Source organism: Lysinibacillus parviboronicapiens (assembly GCF_003049575.1).
Classification (GTDB): Bacteria; Bacillota; Bacilli; order Bacillales_A; family Planococcaceae; genus Lysinibacillus; species Lysinibacillus parviboronicapiens.
The window spans coordinates 12420-36231 of record NZ_PYWI01000003.1; the positions used below are offsets into that span (position 1 = coordinate 12420).

General features: G+C 32.9%; 20 protein-coding genes. 1 reads left to right on the plus strand and 19 read right to left on the minus strand.

Annotated features, from left to right (window positions below; genetic code table 11):
- Nucleotides 1-9 precede the first annotated feature (9 nt).
- The 19 genes from C9J35_RS04390 to pseB form a co-directional block, all read right to left on the minus strand.
- The gene (locus C9J35_RS04390) at nucleotides 10-1182 is read right to left on the minus strand and encodes a glycosyltransferase family A protein (RefSeq protein WP_107923562.1); all 1173 of its coding nucleotides are present in this window, start codon (nucleotides 1180-1182) and stop codon (nucleotides 10-12) included.
- Between the two features lie 3 nt (nucleotides 1183-1185).
- The gene (locus C9J35_RS04395; RefSeq protein ID WP_107923563.1) at nucleotides 1186-2310 is read right to left on the minus strand and encodes a glycosyltransferase; all 1125 of its coding nucleotides are present in this window, start codon (nucleotides 2308-2310) and stop codon (nucleotides 1186-1188) included.
- Between the two features lie 18 nt (nucleotides 2311-2328).
- Nucleotides 2329-3444: a glycosyltransferase family 2 protein gene (locus tag C9J35_RS04400; protein WP_107923564.1), complete on the minus strand. Its 1116-nt coding sequence runs from the start codon at nucleotides 3442-3444 to the stop codon at nucleotides 2329-2331.
- Entirely contained in the window at nucleotides 3441-4466 is a 1026-nt protein-coding gene (locus C9J35_RS04405; RefSeq protein ID WP_107923565.1) for a GDP-L-fucose synthase family protein, read from the minus strand. Before C9J35_RS04405 ends, C9J35_RS04400 begins: the two co-directional genes overlap by 4 nt.
- Nucleotides 4467-4648: 182 nt before the next feature.
- On the minus strand, nucleotides 4649-5659 hold the full coding sequence (gene gmd, locus C9J35_RS04410; protein ID WP_107923566.1) for a GDP-mannose 4,6-dehydratase: 1011 nt from the start codon (nucleotides 5657-5659) through the stop codon (nucleotides 4649-4651).
- Between the two features lie 33 nt (nucleotides 5660-5692).
- Complete coding sequence (locus C9J35_RS04415) at nucleotides 5693-6952, minus strand: nucleoside-diphosphate sugar epimerase/dehydratase (protein WP_107923567.1); 1260 nt, start codon at nucleotides 6950-6952, stop codon at nucleotides 5693-5695.
- Nucleotides 6953-6961: 9 nt separating this feature from the next.
- A complete protein-coding gene (locus C9J35_RS04420) occupies nucleotides 6962-8236 on the minus strand; it encodes a hypothetical protein (protein WP_201262040.1) in 1275 nt (424 codons plus the stop codon).
- 82 nt (nucleotides 8237-8318) lie between these two features.
- Entirely contained in the window at nucleotides 8319-8633 is a 315-nt protein-coding gene (locus C9J35_RS24820; protein WP_201262044.1) for a DegT/DnrJ/EryC1/StrS family aminotransferase, read from the minus strand.
- A gap of 72 nt (nucleotides 8634-8705) precedes the next feature.
- Nucleotides 8706-9734, minus strand: a complete 1029-nt coding sequence (locus C9J35_RS04430) for a methyltransferase, TIGR04325 family (RefSeq protein ID WP_107923568.1) — start codon at nucleotides 9732-9734, stop codon at nucleotides 8706-8708.
- A 57-nt stretch (nucleotides 9735-9791) separates the two neighbouring features.
- Entirely contained in the window at nucleotides 9792-11033 is a 1242-nt protein-coding gene (locus tag C9J35_RS04435; protein ID WP_107923569.1) for a hemolytic protein HlpA-like protein, read from the minus strand.
- A gap of 22 nt (nucleotides 11034-11055) precedes the next feature.
- Nucleotides 11056-11940, minus strand: coding sequence for a class I SAM-dependent methyltransferase (locus C9J35_RS04440; protein ID WP_201262041.1), 885 nt, complete (start codon nucleotides 11938-11940; stop codon nucleotides 11056-11058).
- 881 nt (nucleotides 11941-12821) lie between these two features.
- The gene (locus C9J35_RS24825; RefSeq protein ID WP_201262042.1) at nucleotides 12822-12953 is read right to left on the minus strand and encodes a hypothetical protein; all 132 of its coding nucleotides are present in this window, start codon (nucleotides 12951-12953) and stop codon (nucleotides 12822-12824) included.
- A 373-nt stretch (nucleotides 12954-13326) separates the two neighbouring features.
- The gene (locus C9J35_RS04450) at nucleotides 13327-14226 is read right to left on the minus strand and encodes a class I SAM-dependent methyltransferase (protein ID WP_107923570.1); all 900 of its coding nucleotides are present in this window, start codon (nucleotides 14224-14226) and stop codon (nucleotides 13327-13329) included.
- A gap of 13 nt (nucleotides 14227-14239) precedes the next feature.
- A complete protein-coding gene (locus tag C9J35_RS04455; RefSeq protein ID WP_107923571.1) occupies nucleotides 14240-17026 on the minus strand; it encodes a motility associated factor glycosyltransferase family protein in 2787 nt (928 codons plus the stop codon).
- A 21-nt stretch (nucleotides 17027-17047) separates the two neighbouring features.
- A complete protein-coding gene (locus C9J35_RS04460) occupies nucleotides 17048-18295 on the minus strand; it encodes a UDP-glucose dehydrogenase family protein (protein WP_107923572.1) in 1248 nt (415 codons plus the stop codon).
- On the minus strand, nucleotides 18292-19173 hold the full coding sequence (gene galU, locus C9J35_RS04465) for a UTP--glucose-1-phosphate uridylyltransferase GalU (protein ID WP_054767481.1): 882 nt from the start codon (nucleotides 19171-19173) through the stop codon (nucleotides 18292-18294). Before galU ends, C9J35_RS04460 begins: the two co-directional genes overlap by 4 nt.
- Before the next feature lie 3 nt (nucleotides 19174-19176).
- Nucleotides 19177-20118, minus strand: coding sequence for a UDP-glucuronic acid decarboxylase family protein (locus tag C9J35_RS04470; protein WP_107923573.1), 942 nt, complete (start codon nucleotides 20116-20118; stop codon nucleotides 19177-19179).
- A complete protein-coding gene (gene galE / locus C9J35_RS04475) occupies nucleotides 20115-21098 on the minus strand; it encodes a UDP-glucose 4-epimerase GalE (RefSeq protein WP_107923574.1) in 984 nt (327 codons plus the stop codon). Before galE ends, C9J35_RS04470 begins: the two co-directional genes overlap by 4 nt.
- On the minus strand, nucleotides 21098-22069 hold the full coding sequence (pseB, locus tag C9J35_RS04480) for a UDP-N-acetylglucosamine 4,6-dehydratase (inverting) (RefSeq protein ID WP_107923575.1): 972 nt from the start codon (nucleotides 22067-22069) through the stop codon (nucleotides 21098-21100). Before pseB ends, galE begins: the two co-directional genes overlap by 1 nt.
- Nucleotides 22070-22676: 607 nt before the next feature.
- Between pseB and C9J35_RS04485 the strand changes: the two genes are divergently transcribed.
- A protein-coding gene (locus tag C9J35_RS04485; RefSeq protein ID WP_438941198.1) for an IS3 family transposase occupies nucleotides 22677-23806 on the plus strand; the annotation gives its coding sequence in 2 pieces (ribosomal slippage) (nucleotides 22677-22923 and nucleotides 22923-23806; 1131 coding nt in all).
- Nucleotides 23807-23812: the final 6 nt, after the last annotated feature.

A 23812-nucleotide genomic window follows, 5' to 3' on the forward strand; every position in this document is an offset into this window, starting at 1 on the left:
CACATTTCTTTAATCTGTACTATATGATAGCAACACTGGTCTTAACTCACGCAAAGTAAATCTAAAAAGTGATTCATCTGTTTCACTATTCTCTATCAGCATCTTATTATGCTGTGCATCTAAATAACCTGGAAATAGCAACATAGCTTGTTCTATATTAGTAATCGCTTTTTCTTTATTGCCATTCATCGCATAAATAACACCTGAATTATTTAATGCTGCCCCATGGGTTACATCTGCAGCAAGTATTTTTTCATACTCAGCCAACGCTTCATCAAATTGTTTATCTTCAATATAAACAATAGATTTCAAGAAACAATAGGTCACATATTGCGATGAATCTTCTAAAACCCGAGTATTCTCTAATAGTACTTTACATTGTTTCCATTGCTTATAACGAATTAAAAACAAAGCAAAATCTAAACTATTTTTCTCCATTGTATACCTTCGTTTATAGAGCTTTTCTTTAATATAATCCAAACCATATTGATCCATTATTAGTTTTTCTGCATTATGTGAAGTCCTCATGCTAGAAGTTGTATTATTTGAATGACGTCTTATAAAAGAAAGAGGTCTATCAATATATTCAATTGAATAATCCCTATCTAATAGACGCACCCATAAATCAACATCTTCTACATACTTAATCTGCGTATTAAAACCATGCAATTCATTTAATTGTTTTTTATTCACTAATACACCTGAAGGAGAAATAATAGGATTTCTTATCAAAATATCGCAAAAACCTTCCGTTCCGCTTAATCGCTTACCTCTTAGTTGCGAGGAAATCACTTGAGAATGTTCGTCAATTTGATAACAAGCAGTATAAATTGCTGAAATATCTTCTGTTACTTCATTTATTTTAGCCAAATAAGTTTCAATTAAATCTTCAGAACATTCATCATCAGCATCTAAAAATAATATCCAGTTACCTGTTGCCTCATGAATACCATTATTTCTTGCTGTTGAAGCTCCAGTATTTTTTTGTGTATGCAAAACTATATTCGGTTCGTCATTTTGAATCTTTTGAACTACTTTACAGGTTTGATCGACACTGCCATCATCGATAATAATAATTTCATTCACATGTACAGTTTGCTTCAGTATGCTTTGAATAGCTTTTTCTATATATAATTCTGCATTAAATGTTGGTATTACAGCTGAAATTTTAATATCATTCACTTGTCAATCCTCCATATAAGGAGATATGAAATGCTCATTCTCAATATAATTTTGATTCTTTAAAGTTTTAGCAATCGTTTCATAAGCATGAAAAGGGGAAACTAATATACGAATATTTTTTTTACTATATAAACTGGAAGGGCTCAATACAAGCTTATCCATAACTAAACAGTTTTGTTTTCGTGCATCGCTATCAACAAAGCCTTGAAAATTCAAGTCACTATTTTTTAACACATGATACACACTTTGACCTGCCTCACCTGCACCCCAAATATAATATTCTTTTGCACACTGTTTTTGTATAAAATGCATACACTTTTTACTATCAACTTGATTGTAAAAATAAGTAGTTTCTAAGTACTTTTTATAAGAATAACTAATCGGTCGCTGTCCATTCTCCATAGCTATTTTGTTAAAAAAACCATATAAATCTTGTAGATAATCCTCATGATTATTTAAATCACCAAGTTTTCCCCAAGCATTACTTCCATGTTTACGATAATAAGTTAATGAATCTCTAATATTTAAAATATTTGATTGTAGAGCAGCGACTAGCATAAGTCGAGTATCAACGCACATATAAGAAAAATCATCTTCATCTAAAGGAAGTACTTTTTCTAAAAATCTCCGTCTGAATGCTAACGCACTCGTCATAGAAAACAAATGATAGATACTCTCTGTTTCATAAATATATTCTTTATAATTTTTAACTTTTTTTAGTACTGGTACAACCGTGTGTAGAAGATTATTGTCTTCATCCACTTCTTCGAGAGGATGTTGAATAACTTCAATATGTGGACTTTCTTTAAATAGGTTAATAGTTTTTTCTACTTTATCATTCTTAAAGAAATCATCACTATCTAATAAGAAAATAATATCACCAGTAGATTCTGCAAATGCTTTATTAACTGCATTCATTTGATTCAAATTGTGGCCTTTACCATAATTATTATTAGAAATTACTTTTATGTTTTTAAATTTTGATAAAATTTCTAATGAATTATCCGTTGAACCATCATCATAAACGATTATTTCAATATCTGAATAGGATTGGTCTATAACTGATTGTATACATTCAGTCAAATAAGGGGCATAATTATAGTTGTTTATTAGAACCGATACTAACATAGTTACCTCCTAAGTAATTTAAAGATTAGAAGTAGAATCTACCAATTCATGCCAAGTTATTATTTTTATTTTTGGATATAACTTTTCTAATTGAAGCTTAACTTCATTAGCACCTACAAATCTCTCAACTGAAACTATTATTATGTCTACCTGTAACAAATCTACATTATCAGCAGAAACTATCTCTTTTCCTAACAAATATCCCCCTTGCATTTCCTTATTATTGTCAATAAATCCACTTATTTTAAATCCATTTTTATTCAGATAGTGATAAAGTAAAACAGCAAGTCTTCTTGAACCGAAAATGGCAGCAGACCGATTTGTTTTTTTTAATCCTTTAAGTAATGAATCATTATCTAAAATTGATAACATAAATAACTCTCTATAATGATCATTAGAAATATGAATATCTTTATTATCCAAATATTTTTTGCTATGAATAGGAATATAATTAAAGTGTTCTAGATGTATTTCTTTATTTTCCTCATGAAAACGATTCATGTATTTTAAATTTGTGCTTAATCCCCCTATTCTAAAAATAGCAATTTCTTCATTTACAAATAAAGTCTCGAACTCGTATTTTTTAAAACATTTAATTGTAAAATCCACATCTGAAAGTATTTTATATTTCAAATTAAATCCACCAAATTGACTAAAGATATTTCTCTCAGTAAATACTCCTTGATGCGGACACATTTCCCCCTTTTTAAAATCATTAAGAGTTAATGATTTACCTCTAAATTGCCACTCTCCACTTATCTCATCAATTGCTCTTACTTTCCCATATAATATTTTTGGCTTTTTCTCATTTAAGATTCGAGCAATTTTTTCTACTACTAAAATATCTTTGAAATAATCATCAGCATTCATAAAATTTATAAAATCACCTGTTGCTAACCCTACACCTTTATTAAACGCATCATATACTCCTTTGTCCGACTCTGAGACCACTATATCTACTTTGTCTCGATACTTCTCCACAATCTCCATCGTTCCATCAGTGGAAGCCCCATCAATAATAATGTACTCAATGTTTTCATACGTTTGCCCGAGTACACTTTGAATCGTTTGCTCAATTGTATTTTCTGCATTATAACAAGCAGTTATTATACTAATTTTTGGTCCATTATTCATGACTTTATGACATTATCAAGATACCAATTATATACATCTTGAATTCCTTCCTTTAATTCAATTGAATGTTTCCAGCCAAGATGATGTAACTTAGATACATCTGTTAGCTTTCTTGGTGTGCCATCTGGTTTACTAATGTCAAATACTAGCTTGCCCTTATAGCCTATTGCATCAGATAATAGTAAAGCTAATTTTTCTATAGACACTTCTTTGCCTGTTCCGATATTAACAAATTCCCCAACTTGCTCAGCATCGCAATGCTTCATTAAATGAACACAAGCATCAGCTAAATCATCAGCATGCAAAAACTCACGGAGTGGCCTCCCCGATCCCCAAACAGAAACTGTCGACTCGTTATTCACTTTTGCCTCATGGATTTTCCTAATAAGTGCCGGTAATACATGCGAACTTTGCAAATCAAAATTATCATTTGGTCCATATAAATTGGTTGGCATCACACTAATAAAATTTGTACAAAATTCCTTGTTATAAGCATTACACATTTTAATACCTGCAATTTTAGCTATTGCATATGCCTCGTTTGTACATTCTAATTCACCTGTTAGTAAATACTCTTCTTTTAGGGGTTGGGGGGCCATTTTGGGATAAATACATGTGCTTCCTAAAAACAATAGCTTCTTAACTCCATATTGGCGAGCAGCTTCAATAATATTCGATTGAATCATTAAATTATCGTATAAAAATTGAGCTGGAAAACCAGAATTGGCTAAAATTCCTCCTACCTTTGCAGCAGCTAAAAACACATAGTCGGGTCTTTCTTGTTCAAACAAATGTTGAACACCTTGCTGATTACGTAAATCTAACTCATTGCTCGTTCTATATATAATTTGTTCATACCCTTTTGATTTTAAATTACGCATAATAGCAGATCCAACTAGACCTCTATGTCCCGCTACATAAATTTTACTTTGTTTATCCATTCGACAACACCTTGTTATAAATTCTCTTATTTTTATTATCGGTAAAAAAGAATAGAACTGAATAGCTACAGTTCCTTTCATAGATTCTCAAATTATTGCGATTATTTCATTCCAATCATACTTAAAACACACTATATCTTCTTCATTAACTGCTTCTTGAATTTCTATAATTTCTGTATCTTCAATGTCACTCTTTCATCAAATCATATTAAAAAGAGCGATATGAGATTTATATTTAAAATTCATATCGCACCTTTCTTAAATTAGACTCTTTTTAAATCTTCATGAACCATTATTTTCACTAATTCATTAAAGCTCGTTTTTGGCTGCCACCCTAATACTTCCCTTGCCTTTGTTGAATTCCCTAGCAATAATTCCACTTCAGTTGGGCGGAAAAATTGCGGGTCAACAGCGACAATTACTTTTCCGGTTTCCCTATTAATACCCTTTTCATTAATTCCCTTACCATGCCACTCAATTGTAATATCCGCCTCTGCAAATGCACGTTCAACAAATTCTCTAACAGTTCTTGTTTCACCTGTCGCAATCACAAAATCATCTGGCTTGTCTTGTTGTAATATAAGCCACATTGCTTCAACGTAATCCCCTGCAAAGCCCCAATCACGTTTAGCATCTAGATTCCCTAAATACAAGCATTCTTGCTTACCATGCTTAATATTGGCAACTGCAAGTGTTATTTTACGTGTAACAAAGGTTTCGCCGCGTAATGGTGATTCATGGTTAAACAAAATACCGTTACATGCAAATATATTATATGCCTCTCGATAATTGACCGTAATCCAATATGCATAAATTTTTGCAGCAGCATATGGACTACGTGGATAAAAGGGCGTTGTTTCAGATTGTGGTGTTTCTTGCACTTTCCCATAAAGTTCACTTGTAGATGCCTGATAAATATGTGTTTTTTTTTCAAGCCCTAAGATTCTAATTGCTTCAAGCAATCTAAGTGTACCCACTCCATCAGCATTCGCCGTGTACTCAGGCATCTCAAATGAAACTTTCACATGACTCATTGCAGCTAAATTATACACCTCATCTGGGCGAATTTCAGACATTAGACGAATTAAATTAGCTGAGTCTGTCATATCGCCATAATGAAGGTGCACATCGCTTAAATATTCCTCAATACGATCATAGCGTTCAATTGAAGATCTACGGACTAACCCGTGCACCTCGTATCCTTTTTCTAAAAGGAATTTTGTTAAATAGGCACCATCCTGACCAGTGATACCTGTAATCAGAGCTCTTAACATTTTTAATCTCCTAATTTCATATCAATCTTTTGATTAAATATATACAACTAAAAAATCTTTCCCTATTTTCAAACCTTTATCTGTTAATTGCTGCTTAATTTCTTTATGCCAAGTAGACGCTATAATAATAAACACATTGGTTGGCAAATCATCAAGTGAGACAATCTTTACATTTCTTAAAAGCTGACCTCGTTTATTAATATCATTATCAATAAAAGCACTCAACTTTATTGAATGATTATTTAAATGTTCTAAAACTCTTTCTCCAAACGAACCTGCACCAAATATAAATATCTCTTTTTCATTTGTACACATGGATAGATTATCGAATAGTTTTTCATCATCTAATGTATAGACGGCATCATGTTTTAAATAATAATAAAACTCATCATCTTCTAATCGAAAATTTATTTCTAATAAAGTATATTCTTTCATCTCTTGAAAAACACCATCAGAATATCTTTCAAACCCGCAAGTTGCAATTTCTAGAGCAAACCCTAATTGTTCCTCTATAATAGAAAAAACCCAACCTAATAAATAATCTCGCTTTGTAAAATATTTTTCATTACTAAAGTCATTTAAATATGTAATTTCAGCCCATCCGGGTGCTTTAGTTAAGTTTTTTTCTAAAAACATTTGTTCTGTTCTAGAAAAATATCGTGCCTCAACCTTTTTATTAAACCTTAATGTGCTTTTAACATTCATTTTAGATAACCAAAAATTTTTTTGATCAAAATACTGTATAATTGAAAAAAGTTTATCCTCATACTTATATGCATCCAATATCCCTGGTTCAAATTCTGCTAATAATACTTTATTTTGAATCTGTTGATCTAAGCTAGTAAATAATCTTAAATCGGTCCCTTGCGAATCCGACTTAAACCAATCTACATACTCAATACCTATACTTTGTAAAGCTTTTTTTAATGTAATGTTGCGTAACTCAGTTTTATTATCTACATCAAACAACTCTGCAAATGACCAATTTTCTAATTGACTTTTATTTGGTTCAAGTACACTAGAACAATGCGGAGATTTAGTCAAATGAAAATACACTTTTTCAGATTCTATATTCGAGACAATGCTATTAAATACATATAATTGTTTAAATGTAGAATCTTTTTTATTTATGTACTCAAAATCCCTATCATCAGCATCAAATGCTACTCCAATTGAATAGGGGGCAAGTATCTCCCACTTCTGATTCAAATCACCCGATGCTCCTATATCTAATAAAACAGGTGGATTATCAATAAATTCTTTCCTTTTTAAAATTCTCTTTAATATTTCCACATTAACTCCCTATTCTTTTGAATTAAAATGTATAAAACTATAAGTTTGCTGGTCCTTGTGAATAAATAAATCCCCTTTAAATTGTTCAACAATTTCTTTCCAACTTATTATTAACAACCGTCCTTTAGTAACTTTAAGTTCTTCTAACTCTTTAATTAAATTTAAATCATGACTCCCCTCTAAACATACTATAATAATTGCATCATGTTTATAATCATTCAAATAACATTTACCATAAATAGGAACGCCGTCATCTGTTGTTACTTCTTGAGGATTACTTTCGATTAAAGCTTGAACTCGAATATTTGCTTTTTCGAGTTCATTCAGAATTAGAGGTGTAATTCGATTTTTTCCAAACAACATAATATCTTTACCATTAAAGTATTGGAAATTTGAACACACAGATTTATCTTGATTTATTTTAATTTCTAACCATTTGAGCAATATTTCTTTGTTATTATCTTTTTTTTCATCATAAACAGTTGATTCTAATAGATTATACGATTTCAATTTTTCATTCTGACTACTTATGCTTTTTAAGTATGGAATATATATAGCATTTATAATATCTTTATTTAAACGATAACGCCCCGCCTCAAATCTATTATTGATATATATTTCAAATTGATGGAAATGGTAAAAAACTATTAGAGATTCTTCAGTATCGATACCCTTAGATAAATCATATTGTTGAACATTCCACGGAGCAACTCCACCACCTAAATGTTCAAGTACATGAACGCTTCCTTCAAATCTAGTTAACCAGTCATCTAAATATTTTTGGTCTCCAAATTTCCCGTCTTCATAACGATTAAAACACCACTCTATACAACGTTCTTGCCACCAGTTTAATATTTTCTTACCTTCAAAATTGTTCTTGAAAGTCATAAATTGTACACAATAAATACCTGATGTACTTGATTGATCGTATTCTTTTGTATAGCGATGTTCCGTTATCAAAACTGATTTTCTAGATTTATCAAATTCATCAAGTAAAATAGACGGTGAATTATAAAAATACAAATCAGCATCTAAGTATGTACATTCTTTTACATCATAATTATCTAATACATAAGAAATTGCATATGGTGTACTTGTCCAACAATACTCTCCTTTAGATCGACTTTCTTTAACTGATAATAATCTCTCGCTCTCAAAACTTGCTAAAGGTATTAAAACTGCATGCTGTAAAGACAAATCATCTAAGATTTCAAAGCATAAGTCATCCATACAAATAATGTATAATAGAAAATTATCTCCCGTTTTTTCTAAAGACTCATACAATGCCATACCTCTTGATAAATAATTCGAATCAAATAAAGTACAAAAATTATGCAAACTATTACTCCTTTCCAACTTCAAAAAACTACACTATGCTCTTTATAATTTCTTCTTGCTCTCTATTCATTAATGTAACATTTAAAGGAATACTCAGAATTCTATCGCAAAGGTTTTCTGTACTAAGTAAATTACCTAGTTTAGCATACTGATTAAATGCACTCTGTAAATGAAGAGGTGTTGGATAATGGATTAAAGCACCTATACCTCTTTCTTCTAAATAATGATTTAAACTGTTTCTGATATTTGTATCGTCAAGAATTATAACGCATAAATGCCAGTTTGGATCACAATTCGGGATTAAAGAATCTACACTGTAACATTCGCAACAAGTTCTACTAATTTAATAGTTAGGTTGCTCCCAATAAACCCTAGGCCTCCAGTGACAAGAATATTTTTAAACAATCTCTAATTTTTATCCTCTCTTCATTAAAAATCCTTCATAAGATTTCCATTCTCCATCAATTTTAATTTTAAGATGTGATTCAAATTCAAGAAAGATATTATACTTCCCATAAAAAAAATTTATTAACTTTTCTTTACTCATTATCCAAACAGGGTAATCTGCGTCATAAATATTGGGAGGAACGTATTGTACAGATAATCTATCTTCTTTTTTGTTATTAAATGGCATCTTATCGAACAAAATAAATGGTACCTTTTCTCCAATAACCTCTTCTAATATTAGATATGGGTCCTCAAGATACTGTAAAACACTTGAAAAAATTATCACATCAATATTCTTTGTCTGCATACATTTTTGGATATTATCGTAAAATTTAAGTGTATCATCTTCAAAATGTTCTTTACCTACACGAACAAACTCTTCCTGTTCCACAACATTCCAATTTATTTTTCTAAAATCAAAAAATTTCTTACACTCATAGTAGGTTGACCCTAAAGATCCTCCAAAATCAAGAACGTTTAAATCCCCTTCATTACTATTTGCTATAAATAATAATGATGCAATCAATGGAAAAGAATAATCTGGTTTATCAAATAAAACGGAGTCCCTTTCATATGCAGCTTCACCCTGTTTAACCTTTAATAAGGAACTCTTAACCTTATTAAGTATAATTTCTGAATTATAACCTCTACTTAAACTTTCTGCTTCTTGCCAATTATCGAAATCCCCATAAATACCAAAAAAATCTTCCCAATATAAATAGTTGTCAAATTTTTTTAGCCCTATTTTTTTGAGTTGTGTCTCTATTTCTAAATACCACGATGAGGCAATTACAATATAGGACTCTTTATTTATAATTTCTGGTTTATTAATTCTGAGCCCTTGTAATACTTTCCCACGTTTTAGAATATCATTATCTATAAACCCCTTAATATTAATTTTTTTCTTGTTCAACTCTTTTAGAACATTCACCCCCATTGCACCTGTTCCAAAAATATAAATATCACCATCGAATTTTAATAATTTATTTAAAATCATGGCCTCCCTCTCCCTCTAGTTCCTATAAACCCAAACCACCTGTTACCATTTTTTATATTATCCGCTTTTATTCCCAATTAAATCTTTCCAATTAATTATTTTTACACCTTCCGGTATTAAATCATTAATTAAAGAAATTACTTTTCTATCATGATGTCCCTCTATACTTACCAAAATTATATCTTCAGCTTTAAATCTTATATCTCGAATATCTTTGATTTTTATGCCATTTAATACTTTCCCTACATTATTAGACTCCATTACTAAGAAGTTTTTAATACGATATCCTCTTTCATCCATATAACCTTGTAAAAACTCTCCCCATTCCCCTGATCCAAATATATACAATTCTCCTATTTCAAAATTAATAGGACTCATTTCTTCAACAGAGTTCTCTATAAACTTCATTTTCAGAACGGTGGTAGATGCTTTTTCTTTCAAAAACTTCACATTAAAGATATTTTCTGTTGTATAAAAATCCGCTTCAAAATTAGATACAATTTTTTGGGGATGAATTAAAGGGTAATCAATTGGATAAACTGGTAATTCAGCTAATAAATCATTATATTCTTTAGTATGGGTTGCTTCCTTCGAAAAACCAATATTACTAACCAAATTTTTTTTAGGCAATATTGTATACCCTTTGTTAATAAATGAAGTAAAAACCCATGGATACGCCCAAGAATCTATAAGACCATTGGCGACATCATCAAATGTTTTTTCCCAGAATTCTTTAACGAAGACATCGTAATAAATTTCATCAAATTCATTCGATTCTTTATATTTAGACCATTCCGCCAAACTAATATCAATCTTTTCCCACGCACGTTTCCACGTTGCCCATCCCCAACACTCTGGATATACAGAAAAATAATAGCTTTCATCTATTTGAAATGACGGTAATTGAAAATTATTACCTGCTATTGTCATAACTCTTTCTTCTTCTCGATAGTACTCTAATAATTCCTCACAAAAGCTAAAGAAATCTGTATGAGGTAAACAATCATCTTCTAAGATTATCGCATCTTCTACATACGAAAACACCTCATCCAATCCTGAAGAAATCCTTCTTTTACATCCCTGATTTTCGTCTGAGTAAATATATGTCACATTACAATCCCAATCCACCTGTATAAGTTCGCGTGTATCTGCACATAACTGCGCTTCGCCCTCTCTATACGCTCTCGGACCATCGGCAATAACAAATAACTGCTTCGGCGAATATTTGCGAATTTCCTCAAAAACGATAGCTGTTGTATCTGGACGATTGAATATGATAAATGCTACAGGTTTTTTCATTTTGCATCCCTCAACTTAGATTTTATTTTATTCCATCTACAATCAAAGACGAGTAGACATTATTACCATGCCAATTTCGCGAATCATTATCCTTACTTCTACTAATAAAACCATGCTCTAGCTTCCAATCGCTTTGATGAAAATTACCACTTTCATCAAAGTATTCGATTATATCAACAGTACTAAAACCAGCATTCTTTAATAAACCTGTTATCATATCAACGGTGTACAAAACTTTATGATCCTCAGCTCCATCACCAAATCCACCTGGCTTTATCCAACTAATATAGTGTGGATTCGGATGATTCCCATCTGGAACTGCAATCCTTAAACGACCACCTTTTTCTAAGTAATGAAAGCAATTTTTGGCTGCTATTACTCCTTGCTCATAAGTTAAGTGTTCCCAAACGTGCTCTGCGACAATAGAATTTATTTCCCTTCCTCCAAATAAATTCTTCCAATCTTCCTGCTTTAATACATCCAAATAAGGTATATCTGTAGAAATCCACCCTTTCTGATTTGTTTGAGATGCACCGATAATAACCTTTAGTTTGTCATAATACTTAATCTGCTCAGACGCAGTTAAATATCCTAAATAATCGTCGAACTCCCTATATGTGATGAAATCTATCTGCTGTTTAAATCTCATATGCCCTAATTGATTTATAATTTCCTTTTCAAAAGAGCTACAAATAACGATACAATGCTCACTAGTCATTAGATTATGAATTTCTTCAGAATGATGAATTTTCTTATCAAATAACATAAGACCAACCTTTGTTTTATCATTATCAATAAAACATTCTATATCAACGGGTAGACTATTTAGCAAAATATTACAATATTTTTTTTTACTTAAAGATCCCGTACCCCAAAAGATTAATTTTTTATCTATTAGATCGAGCATAATACACCTCTGAATTTCTTTTTGTTATTAGATACCAAAATCATTATTAATTCTATAAAAATACTTGTCTGTGTTTTAAAATCGCACATCGAAGCCATTTCAACAAAATCTATCTTTCTAAAGCCGCGTTTTATTAAATTATCAAAACCTTTGTCTTCATTTATTGAACTTAAACTACTAACTACCCAATTCACTCTATATCTTTCATCTATTACCACCGAGATTTTTATGATTTAATACTTCTTTTGAATACTCTCCATTATAAAATAACTCTTTATAAATTGATATTTTTTCCACACTAATTATTACTAACCTTTTCAAACCATTGTTTATCCTGTTCTACTGATATAATACTATCAACTTTTTCAGACCACCATAAAGTACTACTCCAGAGCCATATTCAAAATTTTTCATAGTTTCATTTACTCTATCTTTAATAGATTCAATAAAGGATATGTAATCCACGATAATGGTTTTCCATTCTTATCAACAGGACTACTTTCTTCAACGCTTTGATAAAAAACGTTCTTTTTCAAATATATCGTGTCACAAATCATTCCTGTTTGATCTATATAAAATAAAATTTCATATCCCTACCCTATAATTTAAGCATCTCGAAGGCTTTCTTAAAGCTCTTGTACTTTTGCACACTGAATACTGACTAAACCCTTTATTCAATATTGAAGATATCATTCTTTTCTTCGCTGAATTGATTAGCTATATAGTTTCTTATGATTTCCTTTGTAACTGTTCAAACAGTCGCACAAAAGTACCCTCTCTCCAACAAATATTGTCACAATACTTTTTTATTAGCTCAGAAAACTCGTCTTGCAGTAATCTCGACGACCTTCTTTTTGGTATTGCATGATTTTGCTGGGTGCTTAACTTACTGGACGTAATAGTAATAAATAAATATGATCTTTCCCTACACTACCTTGCATAATCATTATCAGCCCTGCTTCACACCCCTGTCTTACTAATTCTCTTGTTCGAATTGCTATTGGACCCCTCAATATTTTACATCTATATTTTGTTACTCATATCACAAGGTACTTTATATCCTGTATTGCATGACTATTTTTTCTATAATCGTCCATACCTCCACCTCTCAATTGAAGTATGGATCGATACGGGAAAGACTAAAAGCTGATACCGTCTAAATACGGTGGAGTTAGACCACACATTTGGAATTAAATATTTCCATTTTGCACTCCGTTAAATGCCCCTGATTTTATCTTCTATATTAAATTCAATTCATATGAATATAATAGATTCTTGATACTTTTTTATTAAGATATAAAAGCCCCTAAACTTAATTATGTATCTCTGACAATTTATAATATTGCTTGAATAGGGCGATTCGTATTTTGGACAATTACAACTCTTTCATAAACCTAAACAATTATCGTTTTTATAAAAAATACTCGTCTGTGATTTAAAATCATAAATTGGAATCATTCCAATAAATTCAATTTGTTTAAATCCCCTCTTATTCAAATATTCATATCCTGCTTTATAACATTCTCTATCCGTGTTATCCCAAATTATAACTCCGCTTTTACTCAAAGAATGTAGACTATTGATGGCACAATTCACTCTATCTCGACCATCTATAATCACAATATCGATATCTTTATGTTTCAAAATTTCTTTCGAATAATTTCCATTATAAATTAATTCTCTATGAACTATTCCGACATTAGTATCTTTAGTTTGACTTTCAACCTGCATATACCATTCTTTGTCATGTTCAACAGCAAAAATTTTATTGACTCTTTTAGACCACCACAATGTACTATTACCTGATCCATATTCAAAAACTTTCATATTTTTATTTATTCTACTCGATAAAAATTCAATACAAGGATATGTAATCCAAGGAATAGGTTCTCCATTTTTATCTACAGATTTCATTTCATTAATACTTCTATAAAAGCCACATTCCTCTAAATAATTGTATTTTTGTTTTTTTAATTGCTTATAGATTAAATAATACGGTTCATCATGTATTGTTTTAATAGGTTTATGAATTACTGAAGATAATTTTTGTTGAAGCAATCTTGACTCATCTTTATTACCAAGAGCAATTAGAAGGAAGTCTATACTATTTATGCTTTCATCTTGAATTTCAGCAACACTCTTATAAACGATTACATTATCAAAATTTCTTGCATCTGTAACTGTACCAGTCTGATCTATATAAAACATAATTGTATAACCTTGTAGTTTTAAAATTTCACTTGCATAGTACCCTGATGAACTAGCTCCATATATGGCCGCTCTCAAACTTAACAACTCCTCACAAGATTAATAAAGGGCGAAAACCGACATGTGCTCCTATTGTGTTCTCCCGCCTGATATATAGTGTGTTAAAATCTTTATCTTTAGTTCCAATGTTACTTCCTCTAAAACCAACATAGTTTAACTTCTCTTTTACATCACACCACATATTTTCATTAATCCAAGTTGATGAATTACTATCATAATTCCACATAATATTATTTTTATTTTGGCTAATAAATTTCGAATCTAAATCCTGAAGTTTATCAATATCTGTTTCATTACTATATGTACTATTACCTGTTGGTAAGGCAATTTCCATTAGATTTATACTATTTTTCAGATGTACAGTAAGTTCATTCCAACTAACATAATTTTGAAGAACCCGATCTGCAATCAACTTCTTCTCTCTATCAATTTCATCCACCATAATAAAATAAAAATCTCCATTCGGATATGCAGTTGAAATAACTGGTAAATGATTACTTATTTCATCTCCAAGACCTGAAAATTCTCCAACTTGATTATAGATTGCTTTATAATGACAACGAATCCGTTTCCCAATTTCAAGCTCTCCTACAGAAATTACTTCATCTATGTGATACGCCCTACCAGTTGAACAAATTTCAATTCCTTCAAAAACAATTGAAGGATTATCTGATAGAATACAAATTTCAACATCATGCATTTTGCCATCTAGACCTGATGTTTCAAATAGTTTCTGACGCATAAATGAGCCATACTTATCTTCATTAACACCATCGGTCAGTATGATTGTGTCCACTTTATCATCAATCATAACTTGAAGCTTTAGCGCATTCTTAGAATGCACTGTCCCGAACACTTTTAATGTTTCTCCATAAAATCGGAAATTTATTTGTGCCCCTTTTTCTTTTGTTTCTACTCCTGATGTATAAATACTATAATTGGATACATCATTCTCATTCAAGGTATGATATTTTTTCTTCCAACCTCCTACATAATGAAAAACACCTGAAGTACTATTATAGCCTTTTGTTTCTAATTGTTTCTCTAATTCCAACAACGTTAGATTAGTAATGATTGGAGCAAGATCTCGATAAAAAGCTCGGCAATTATTCAGATAGCCATTGTACATTTGAATGGTACTCTCAACTTTTTTTATCGAACTATCCATCTTACTTATAATTTGTTTTTCCGCATTCAATTTTTCAAATGCAAGCTTTGCTATTAGTGAAATAGTCGTCAGAAAGAATATGTTTCTTTGATATTTTTCGAAAAGTCTCTCCAACTCCTCAAGTTTTTGCTTAATTTGATTTTCTTTTATACTTATCAAAGACTCATTAAAGTCATTTAAATAGTTCTCCAATTCTTTATCTAATTGAATAAATAGCTCAAATTCTTTTCTATATTTCTTTTTAAATGCTTGATTTAACTCGTTAAATCCATCTAGTGGTATTGACTTCCACCATTCATCTACTACAACTTTTCCCGATAATTCTTCGATTATCTGTTGCAGAGGTTTGAAATTTGCGCCTTTAATAGCTGCACCGCCATTAGTAGTATTAATGACAGACATATTTACAAAATCTATATACTTCTCTATATCTAGTCTCATTCTATTTAAACTATCGTTTGTCATGACTTTGCCACCATGAACATCTTTCACTTCAAATGAATTAATTAAATCAAGCTTCTGTATTAAACTATTTGTTAGTTCCTTTTTCTCGTAATCGTATCTTTTTATTTCTTCTGAATAATACTTATTCTTTTTAAATGCTAAATTTTGACCAACAAGATATACTTGTTTTACTTCTAGAGCGTGGAAAATTTGTAGCATAATTAATGCAATTGTTGGTGCATCAGAAATAACAGGTATTTGTTCTTTATGGAACTGTGGGGTAATATGATCCTGAGATGTTACAAAGTATAGCTTTGGTCCTTGATAAAATTGTAAAGTTTCAAAACCTACCGTAGTACCATAAATCATTGGAATATCAGTAATTCCTTGCTCATATATTTCTTTAAATACAGTGTGATTATGTGGTTGCGGATCATATGTACACATTGCATCTGGAAAAATATTATTAAGTATTAATACCTTAGCTGCAGAACCAACAGCGAAAATATATGCCAAGCCTTGTTCTTTAATAATGCGTAAGTTTTCTAAATCTTCATCTAGAGAGGGGCCAGCACTTACTAAAATAACTGGCTTATTTTTAAAGAACTTTTTCTTATGTAAGATTATATTTTCATGTTTAAATGTTCCTGGTAAATTCATCAACGCATTGATTGTCCATCTTTTAGAAAAAAGGGTAGCTGCTAGTATATTGGATCCTTTAGTCATTAAAAAGGATTTTAATGTTTCTCCGAATTCCTTTGTTTGTTTTGAAAATAATCTTTCGTAAACAGGCAACACAATCAACAGCATTTTTTGATGAATAAGCTCACCGAGTAACTCCATATTTTGAACTAATGGATGTTGACTATCTTCTACAATGTAATGCGATAATTTATCTTTGGGAAATTCGGTTATAGCGCGCTCCTTTAAAGAATTTGTAGCTATTTCTTCAATCGGTTCATATGCAGAAATCAATTTCTCTGGATAAGCTGTAGAAAAATACTTTACATGATAGCCAAGTCCAATTCCGTAAAATAAAATGTGATCTGCTTCCTCAATCTTTTCTCTTAAAGAATTGATAAAACGTTCAGCTTCTTGTACAGGGTTATACTTACTATGAAGCATCATTTTTTTATCATTTATCTCCACTTGTAAAGCCGGAACCCCTATTTTACTTTCAAGTACTTCAACTCGAATTTTGCTCACTTCATCCACCTCCAGTAACCATTAAACCTTAAGTATATGCCTTCCATCAAAGACAACCGCATTATTAGAATAAGTCATTAACTCAGCCCAATCTGCCTCGATAAACTCTGACCATTCTGTAACGAGCAAGATTGCATCTGATCCCGACACACATTCTTCCTTGGTAGTAGCATAAGATAGCTCTACCCCTTCCAAATACGAGGGCTTTTTTATAACTGGGTCATACGCTGAAATTACAGCACCTCTTGCAACTAACTCTTTAATAATCATAGTTGAGGGAGCTTCTCGCATATCATCTGTATTTGGCTTAAAGGCTAATCCTAATAATGCAATTTTTTTCCCTACAACCTTGCCATTAAAGTGATTGATTACTTTTTGAACAAATATATGTCGTTGTTCTTCGTTAGCTTGTATAGCTGATTGTACGATGCTTAGGTTCACATCATTTTCACGTGCCAAATATGCTAATGCTTCCGTATCCTTCGGAAAACATGATCCTCCATAACCTAATCCAGCATTTAAAAAAGCACGTCCTATACGATGATCCATGCCCATGCCATCTGCTACTGCATTTACATCTGCCCCTAGGGCTTCACATAAATTAGAAATTTGATTGATGTAGCTAATTTTCACTGCTAGAAAGGCATTTGATGCATACTTAATCATTTCTGCACTGCGACGATTCGTATGCAAAATTGGAATGTTTAGTGGCTTAAATAGGTTTTCTACCTTACCTCTAGCAATTGTATTCTCTGCTCCTACTACGATACGATCTCCATAAAATGTATCATTTATCGCATGTCCTTCTCGTAAAAACTCCGGATTAGATACTACGTGAATTTGTAAACTGGCTGTCATATTCGCATGAATGATTTCTTCAATCCTATCATTCGTACCTACAGGAACCGTACTTTTCACAACAACAATCACATCATGCTCTACATTTTCCGCAATATCTTTAGCTGCTTGTTCAATATAAGACAAATCCGCTGCCCCATCTTCTCCTTGAGGTGTACCTACAGCTATAAAGATAATATCTGCCTGAGCAAATGCTTCTTGAGCATTTGTTGTGAAGCATAAACGACTTGCCGCAATATTACGTGCTAGTATCTCATCTAATCCAGGTTCATATATTGGTGATTGCCCTTTTTTAAGTGTATTGATCTTTTCATCGTTTATATCTAAACAAGTAACAACATGCCCGATTTCTGATAACACGGCGCCTGTTACTAAGCCTACATATCCTGTGCCTATGATGCCAACGTTCATTTTGTTACCTCTGCTTTCGTATTGATGTAAGCTTGAATATCATCTTTTAAATCCTCACGTTGTAATGCAAAGTCTATCGTCGCTTGGACAAATCCGATTTTACTACCGATATCATATAATTGTCCTAGAACATCTTGCGCAACTACCCGTTCTTCTTGGTTTAACAATTGAATCGCATCCGTTAATTGGATTTCTCCACCCGCACCAGGTTCAGTAGCTTCTAACTTTTCAAAAATCGAAGGTGTTAGAACATAACGCCCCATAATAGCGTAGTTAGAAGGAGCAGCTTCTTTCGACGGCTTTTCAATAAAACCCTTTACTTCAATTGCCTTACAATTCTGCACCTCTGTAACTGGATCAATAACACCATATTTATGGACACTCTCCATCGGTACTTGTTGGACACCGATGACAGAAACCTTCTCACGGTCGTATGTATCGATTAATTGTTTTAACGCAGGTGTGTGTGCTTGCAATATAATATCACCTAGTAATACGGCGAATGGCTCATCTCCAATAAAACGATGCGCGCAATAAATGGCATCTCCAAGGCCCTTTGCTTCTTTTTGGCGTATATAATGTATGTTTGCTAGATTTGAGATGGCTTCGATTTCTTTTAAATCATCCAGCTTATCTTTCATTTCCAATGTATGTTCTAATTCATAGTTCGTATCGAAATGGTCTTCAATTGAACGCTTGTTGCGTCCGCTAATGATAATAATATCCTCAATACCCGATGCCACTGCTTCTTCTACAATATACTGAATTGTAGGCTTGTCCACAATTGGTAACATTTCCTTTGGTTGTGCTTTAGTTGCAGGTAGGAATCTTGTTCCCAAACCAGCTGCTGGAATTACTGCCTTACGTACTCTTTGCATCATTCATCTCTCCTGCACTTTACTCGCAAAATAAGCGATTGTTTTCTGAAGTCCTTCATCTAACATGACTTTTGGCTCCCAATCTAGGATACGTTGTGCTTCAGCAATGACCGGTCGTCGTTGTTTCGGGTCATCTTGTGGAAGTTCTTCAAATTGTAATGGTGTATCATTCCCTGTCCATTTCACAACTTTTTCTGCGAGTTCAAGCATTGTAAATTCATTTGGGTTTCCAAGATTTACAGGGCCTGTTACTTCTTTTGTTGTTGCCATTAATCGTAAAAATCCTTCTATCAAATCGTCTACATAGCAGAAAGAGCGTGTTTGTTTGCCATCACCATATACCGTTAAAGGTTTCTTTAGTAATGACTGAACGATAAAATTACTAACAACACGTCCGTCTTTAGAATCCATTCTTGGGCCATATGTATTAAAAATGCGGACCACTTTAATTTCGATATCATACATACGTGCATAATCAAAAAATAACGTTTCGGCACCGCGCTTTCCTTCATCATAGCAACTGCGGATGCCAATCGGATTGACATGCCCCCAATAATGCTCAGGCTGAGGATGTACTAAAGGGTCTCCATAAACCTCAGACGTAGATGCCTGGAATACCTTTGCACCCGTTTTACGAGCAAGCTCTAATATATTCAGAGCACCTAATACACTTGTTTTAAATGTATGAACAGGATCTGTCTGATAATGTATAGGACTAGCAGGACAAGCTAAATTATAAATCTCATCAAACTGTCCTAATTCAGGAAAAGGTTCTATAATATCATGCTGAACAAACTGAATTTTATCGAGTACATGGCTAATATTAGCCATTGCACCTGTTTGTAAATTATCCATACAGATAACTGTATGCCCTTGTTCTACTAGTCTATCGATTAAATGCGAGCCTAAGAAACCTGCTCCACCAGCCACTAATATACGTTTCATTTTGTGCCTCCAAATTTCTTCACATGCCACTGCCAAGCCGTTTCAATAATTTTTTCCAAGTCATATTGTGGCTGCCAACCTAGTAATTCCCCAGCTTTTACTGCCGAGCCAATAAGTTTCGCTGGATCTCCTGAACGACGCTCTGTAATAACAGTTGAAATGCTACATTCTGTAACTTTCTCAATCATTTGAATAATCTCTAGCACAGAATAACCCAAGCCATTACCTAAATTTAGCGTAAGATTTTCACCATGCCCCTTTAAATAATCAACAGCCTTGCTATGCGCATCTGCTAAGTCAGTTACATGAATATAGTCACGAACACAGGTACCATCCAATGTGTCGAAATCTCCGCCGAATATCGAGATAGAGGGTCTTTTTCCAATTGCAACATCTAACACAAGTGGGATTAAGTGTGACTCTGGATCATGCCATTCGCCAATTTCACATTCAACATCAGCACCAGCTGCGTTAAAATATCTAAGTGCCACTAATTTAAAGCCGTACGCATATGAGTAATCTTCTATAATATGTTCCATCATTAATTTTGTACGGCCATATGGGTTAATCGGATTTTGTGGATGCGTCTCTGTTATCGGCCACTCTATAGGGTTCCCATAAGTTGCACAAGTAGAAGAAAACACAATATTTTTCACTTCATAGAGCAACATCATATCCAATAAATGAATCGTATTGACAACATTATTTTGATAGTACATAGCTGGTTTTTCAACAGATTCGCCAACATATGCAAAAGCAGCAAAATGAACAACTGTATCGATTGAAGGATATTGAGTAAACAAGCCTTGTAAATCCTCTTTATTTGCTAAATCTCCCTTGACTAAAGGAACATTTGAAGGGATAAACTCTTCATGACCCGTGCTTAAATTATCAAACACCACTACATCTTTGCCCTGCTGCATTAAATATTTCACTGTATGTGAGCCTATATATCCTGCTCCCCCTATTACTGCAATCATTACAAATCCTCCGACAGCTTTTCCAATTGTTCAATAGATAGCCACTCCGTATTATTATCACTCGTATACGAGAATCCTTCAGGCAGTGTCTTCCCACCTTCCGCAAATTTTTTAGACCACCAAGGAAATTCTGGTTGAATGACATAATGATCATCAAACTCTACAGTATGTCGGGCATCATCCTCCATAATCATTGCCTCGTGTAGCTTTTCTCCAGGTCGAATACCTACTATTTCTATATCACAATCGGGCGCAATCGCTTTAGCTAAATCCATTACCTTCATACTTGGTATTTTAGGTACAAAAATTTCGCCGCCAAGCATACGCTCCAAATTATCAAGTACAAACTGTACACCTTTCTCAAGTGTTATCCAAAAGCGTGTCATACGCTCATCTGTAACGGGCAATGTACCCGTTTCTCTTATCTTTTTAAAGAAAGGTATAACACTTCCTCGACTCCCGACTACATTACCGTAGCGTACTACCGAGAAACTCGTTTTCTTTTCTCCGACATACGCATTAGCTGCTACAAAAAGCTTATCGGAAGCAAGCTTAGTCGCTCCGTAAAGGTTTACTGGGCTACATGCCTTATCTGTTGAAAGTGCAATCACTTTTCCCACACCGCAATCAATTGCGGCTTCAATTATATTCTGGGCACCGTTAATATTTGTTTTGACTGCCTCAAATGGATTATATTCACATGCATCTACATGCTTCATCGCCGCCGCATGAATGACAATATCAACACCATCAAATGCTCGATGTAACCGCTCTTTATCGCGAACATCGCCGATAAAGAAACGCAAACGAGAATCGATAAACTCCTGTTTCATTTCATATTGTTTCAACTCGTCACGGCTAAAAACGATCACCTTTTTTACACCTAAAGTTAAAATTACACGAATAAATTTCTTCCCGAAAGATCCTGTTCCGCCAGTGACAAGTACCGTTTTATTTTTAATTGTTTCCATTCTATATTAAATACCTCAATTCAACTTTTATGTACTTAAAGAATATTACCCACTTTCTATTATATATCGGCTAACATCCTAAAATCTAAAATTTCCAAAGAAAAAAGGCGCCTTAACTCAAAGAGAATGTTTGAGCCGAGCGCCAAAAGTAATTTATATAATATACATGGACCATTACATCGGAAAAGAAAGAGATTTTCAAGATTTACTATATTACATTCAGGAACGTAATATAAGCGAATTAATACTACAACAAAACTTCTCGGAAAAAGACAGGGAGCCCAGAAGAATAGTCCACGCTTATTATTGTTTGTGATAGTTTAATCTCGTACGTTAAGCTAGCTTCAGTATTGTTTTCATGATGCCCTAACTGCTAAACCGTATTCAAACATTTTAAAAAAATCAGCATCTAATCCATGTTGATTTGATTTGAATATTACTCCATCTACTGTATTTTCATCTACTAAAAAAAATTCTGCAAAAGGGATATTATTTACTAAATTCCCCTTGTCAATATGATTTATTAAATTGAATCGGCTACACTAAGTTGGACATAAAAAATAAGGGCTAGTACACTTAGACTACCAACTTAAAGGAGCGTGCTACTATGTCACGTCAACGTCGAACTTTTACATCTGAATTTAAATTACAATTAGTGAAGCTTTATGAAAATGGAAAATCTCGTGCTGATATTGCCCGAGAATACGATATAACGCCTTCGGCTTTAGACCGCTGGATTAAAAACCATCAAGAAACCGGTTCATTCGCTGCCAAAGATAATCGCTCTGAAGAAGATAACGAACTAGCTCGATTACGCAAAGAAAACCAACGTTTACTGATGGAGAATGATATTTTAAAGCAAGCAGCGCTGATCATGGGACGAAAATAGATGTGATTCGAAATAACGCTCACAAATATTCAGTATCAGCAATGTGTGACGTCCTTGATATTCCGAAAAGTACGTATTACTATCATGTCGATGTTTGTAGCAAATGTGCGCTAAAAACTGAAGATAAAGAGATTTCCAAAGAGATTGTTCGTATTTTCAAAGAAAGCCGTAACAATTATGGTACGCGTAAAATCAAGAAAGAACTAAGTAAATTACCAGAGCCAAAGCACGTATCACGTCGTCGAATTGGTCGTTTAATGAAAGGTATTGGACTAGTTTCAAACTATACAGTAGCACAGTATAAGCCGTATAAATCAACATGTAATGAAGCGCCGGTAAAAAATGAGTTACAGCGTCAATTTGAGCAAGAAAAGCCGTTGGCTGTCATCGTGAGTGATTTAACATATGTCCGTGTCGGAACAAAATGGCATTATGTATGCTTATTTGTCGACCTTTTCAATCGTGAAATTATTGGCTGTAGTGCTGGCGCAAATAAGACAGCAGAGCTGGTTTATCAAGCGCTAGTAAGTATTAGAGGTAACTTGAACGACATTCAAATGTTTCATACAGACCGAGGAAAAGAGTTTGATAATAAGCTCATTTCAAAAGCCCTAGAAACATTCGGAATCCAGCGATCCTTAAGCATGAAGGGATGCCCTTATGATAACGCCGTGGCTGAAGCGATGTTTAAGGTATTTAAAACAGAATTCGCTAACGGGGCACATTTCTTTACTCTTGAAAAGCTCGCTCTTGAACTTGATGATTATGTTCATTGGTTCAATAACATTCGAATTCACGGAACACTAGGCTATTTAACACCTGTGGAATTCAAGCAACAGACCTTATAATTTTTG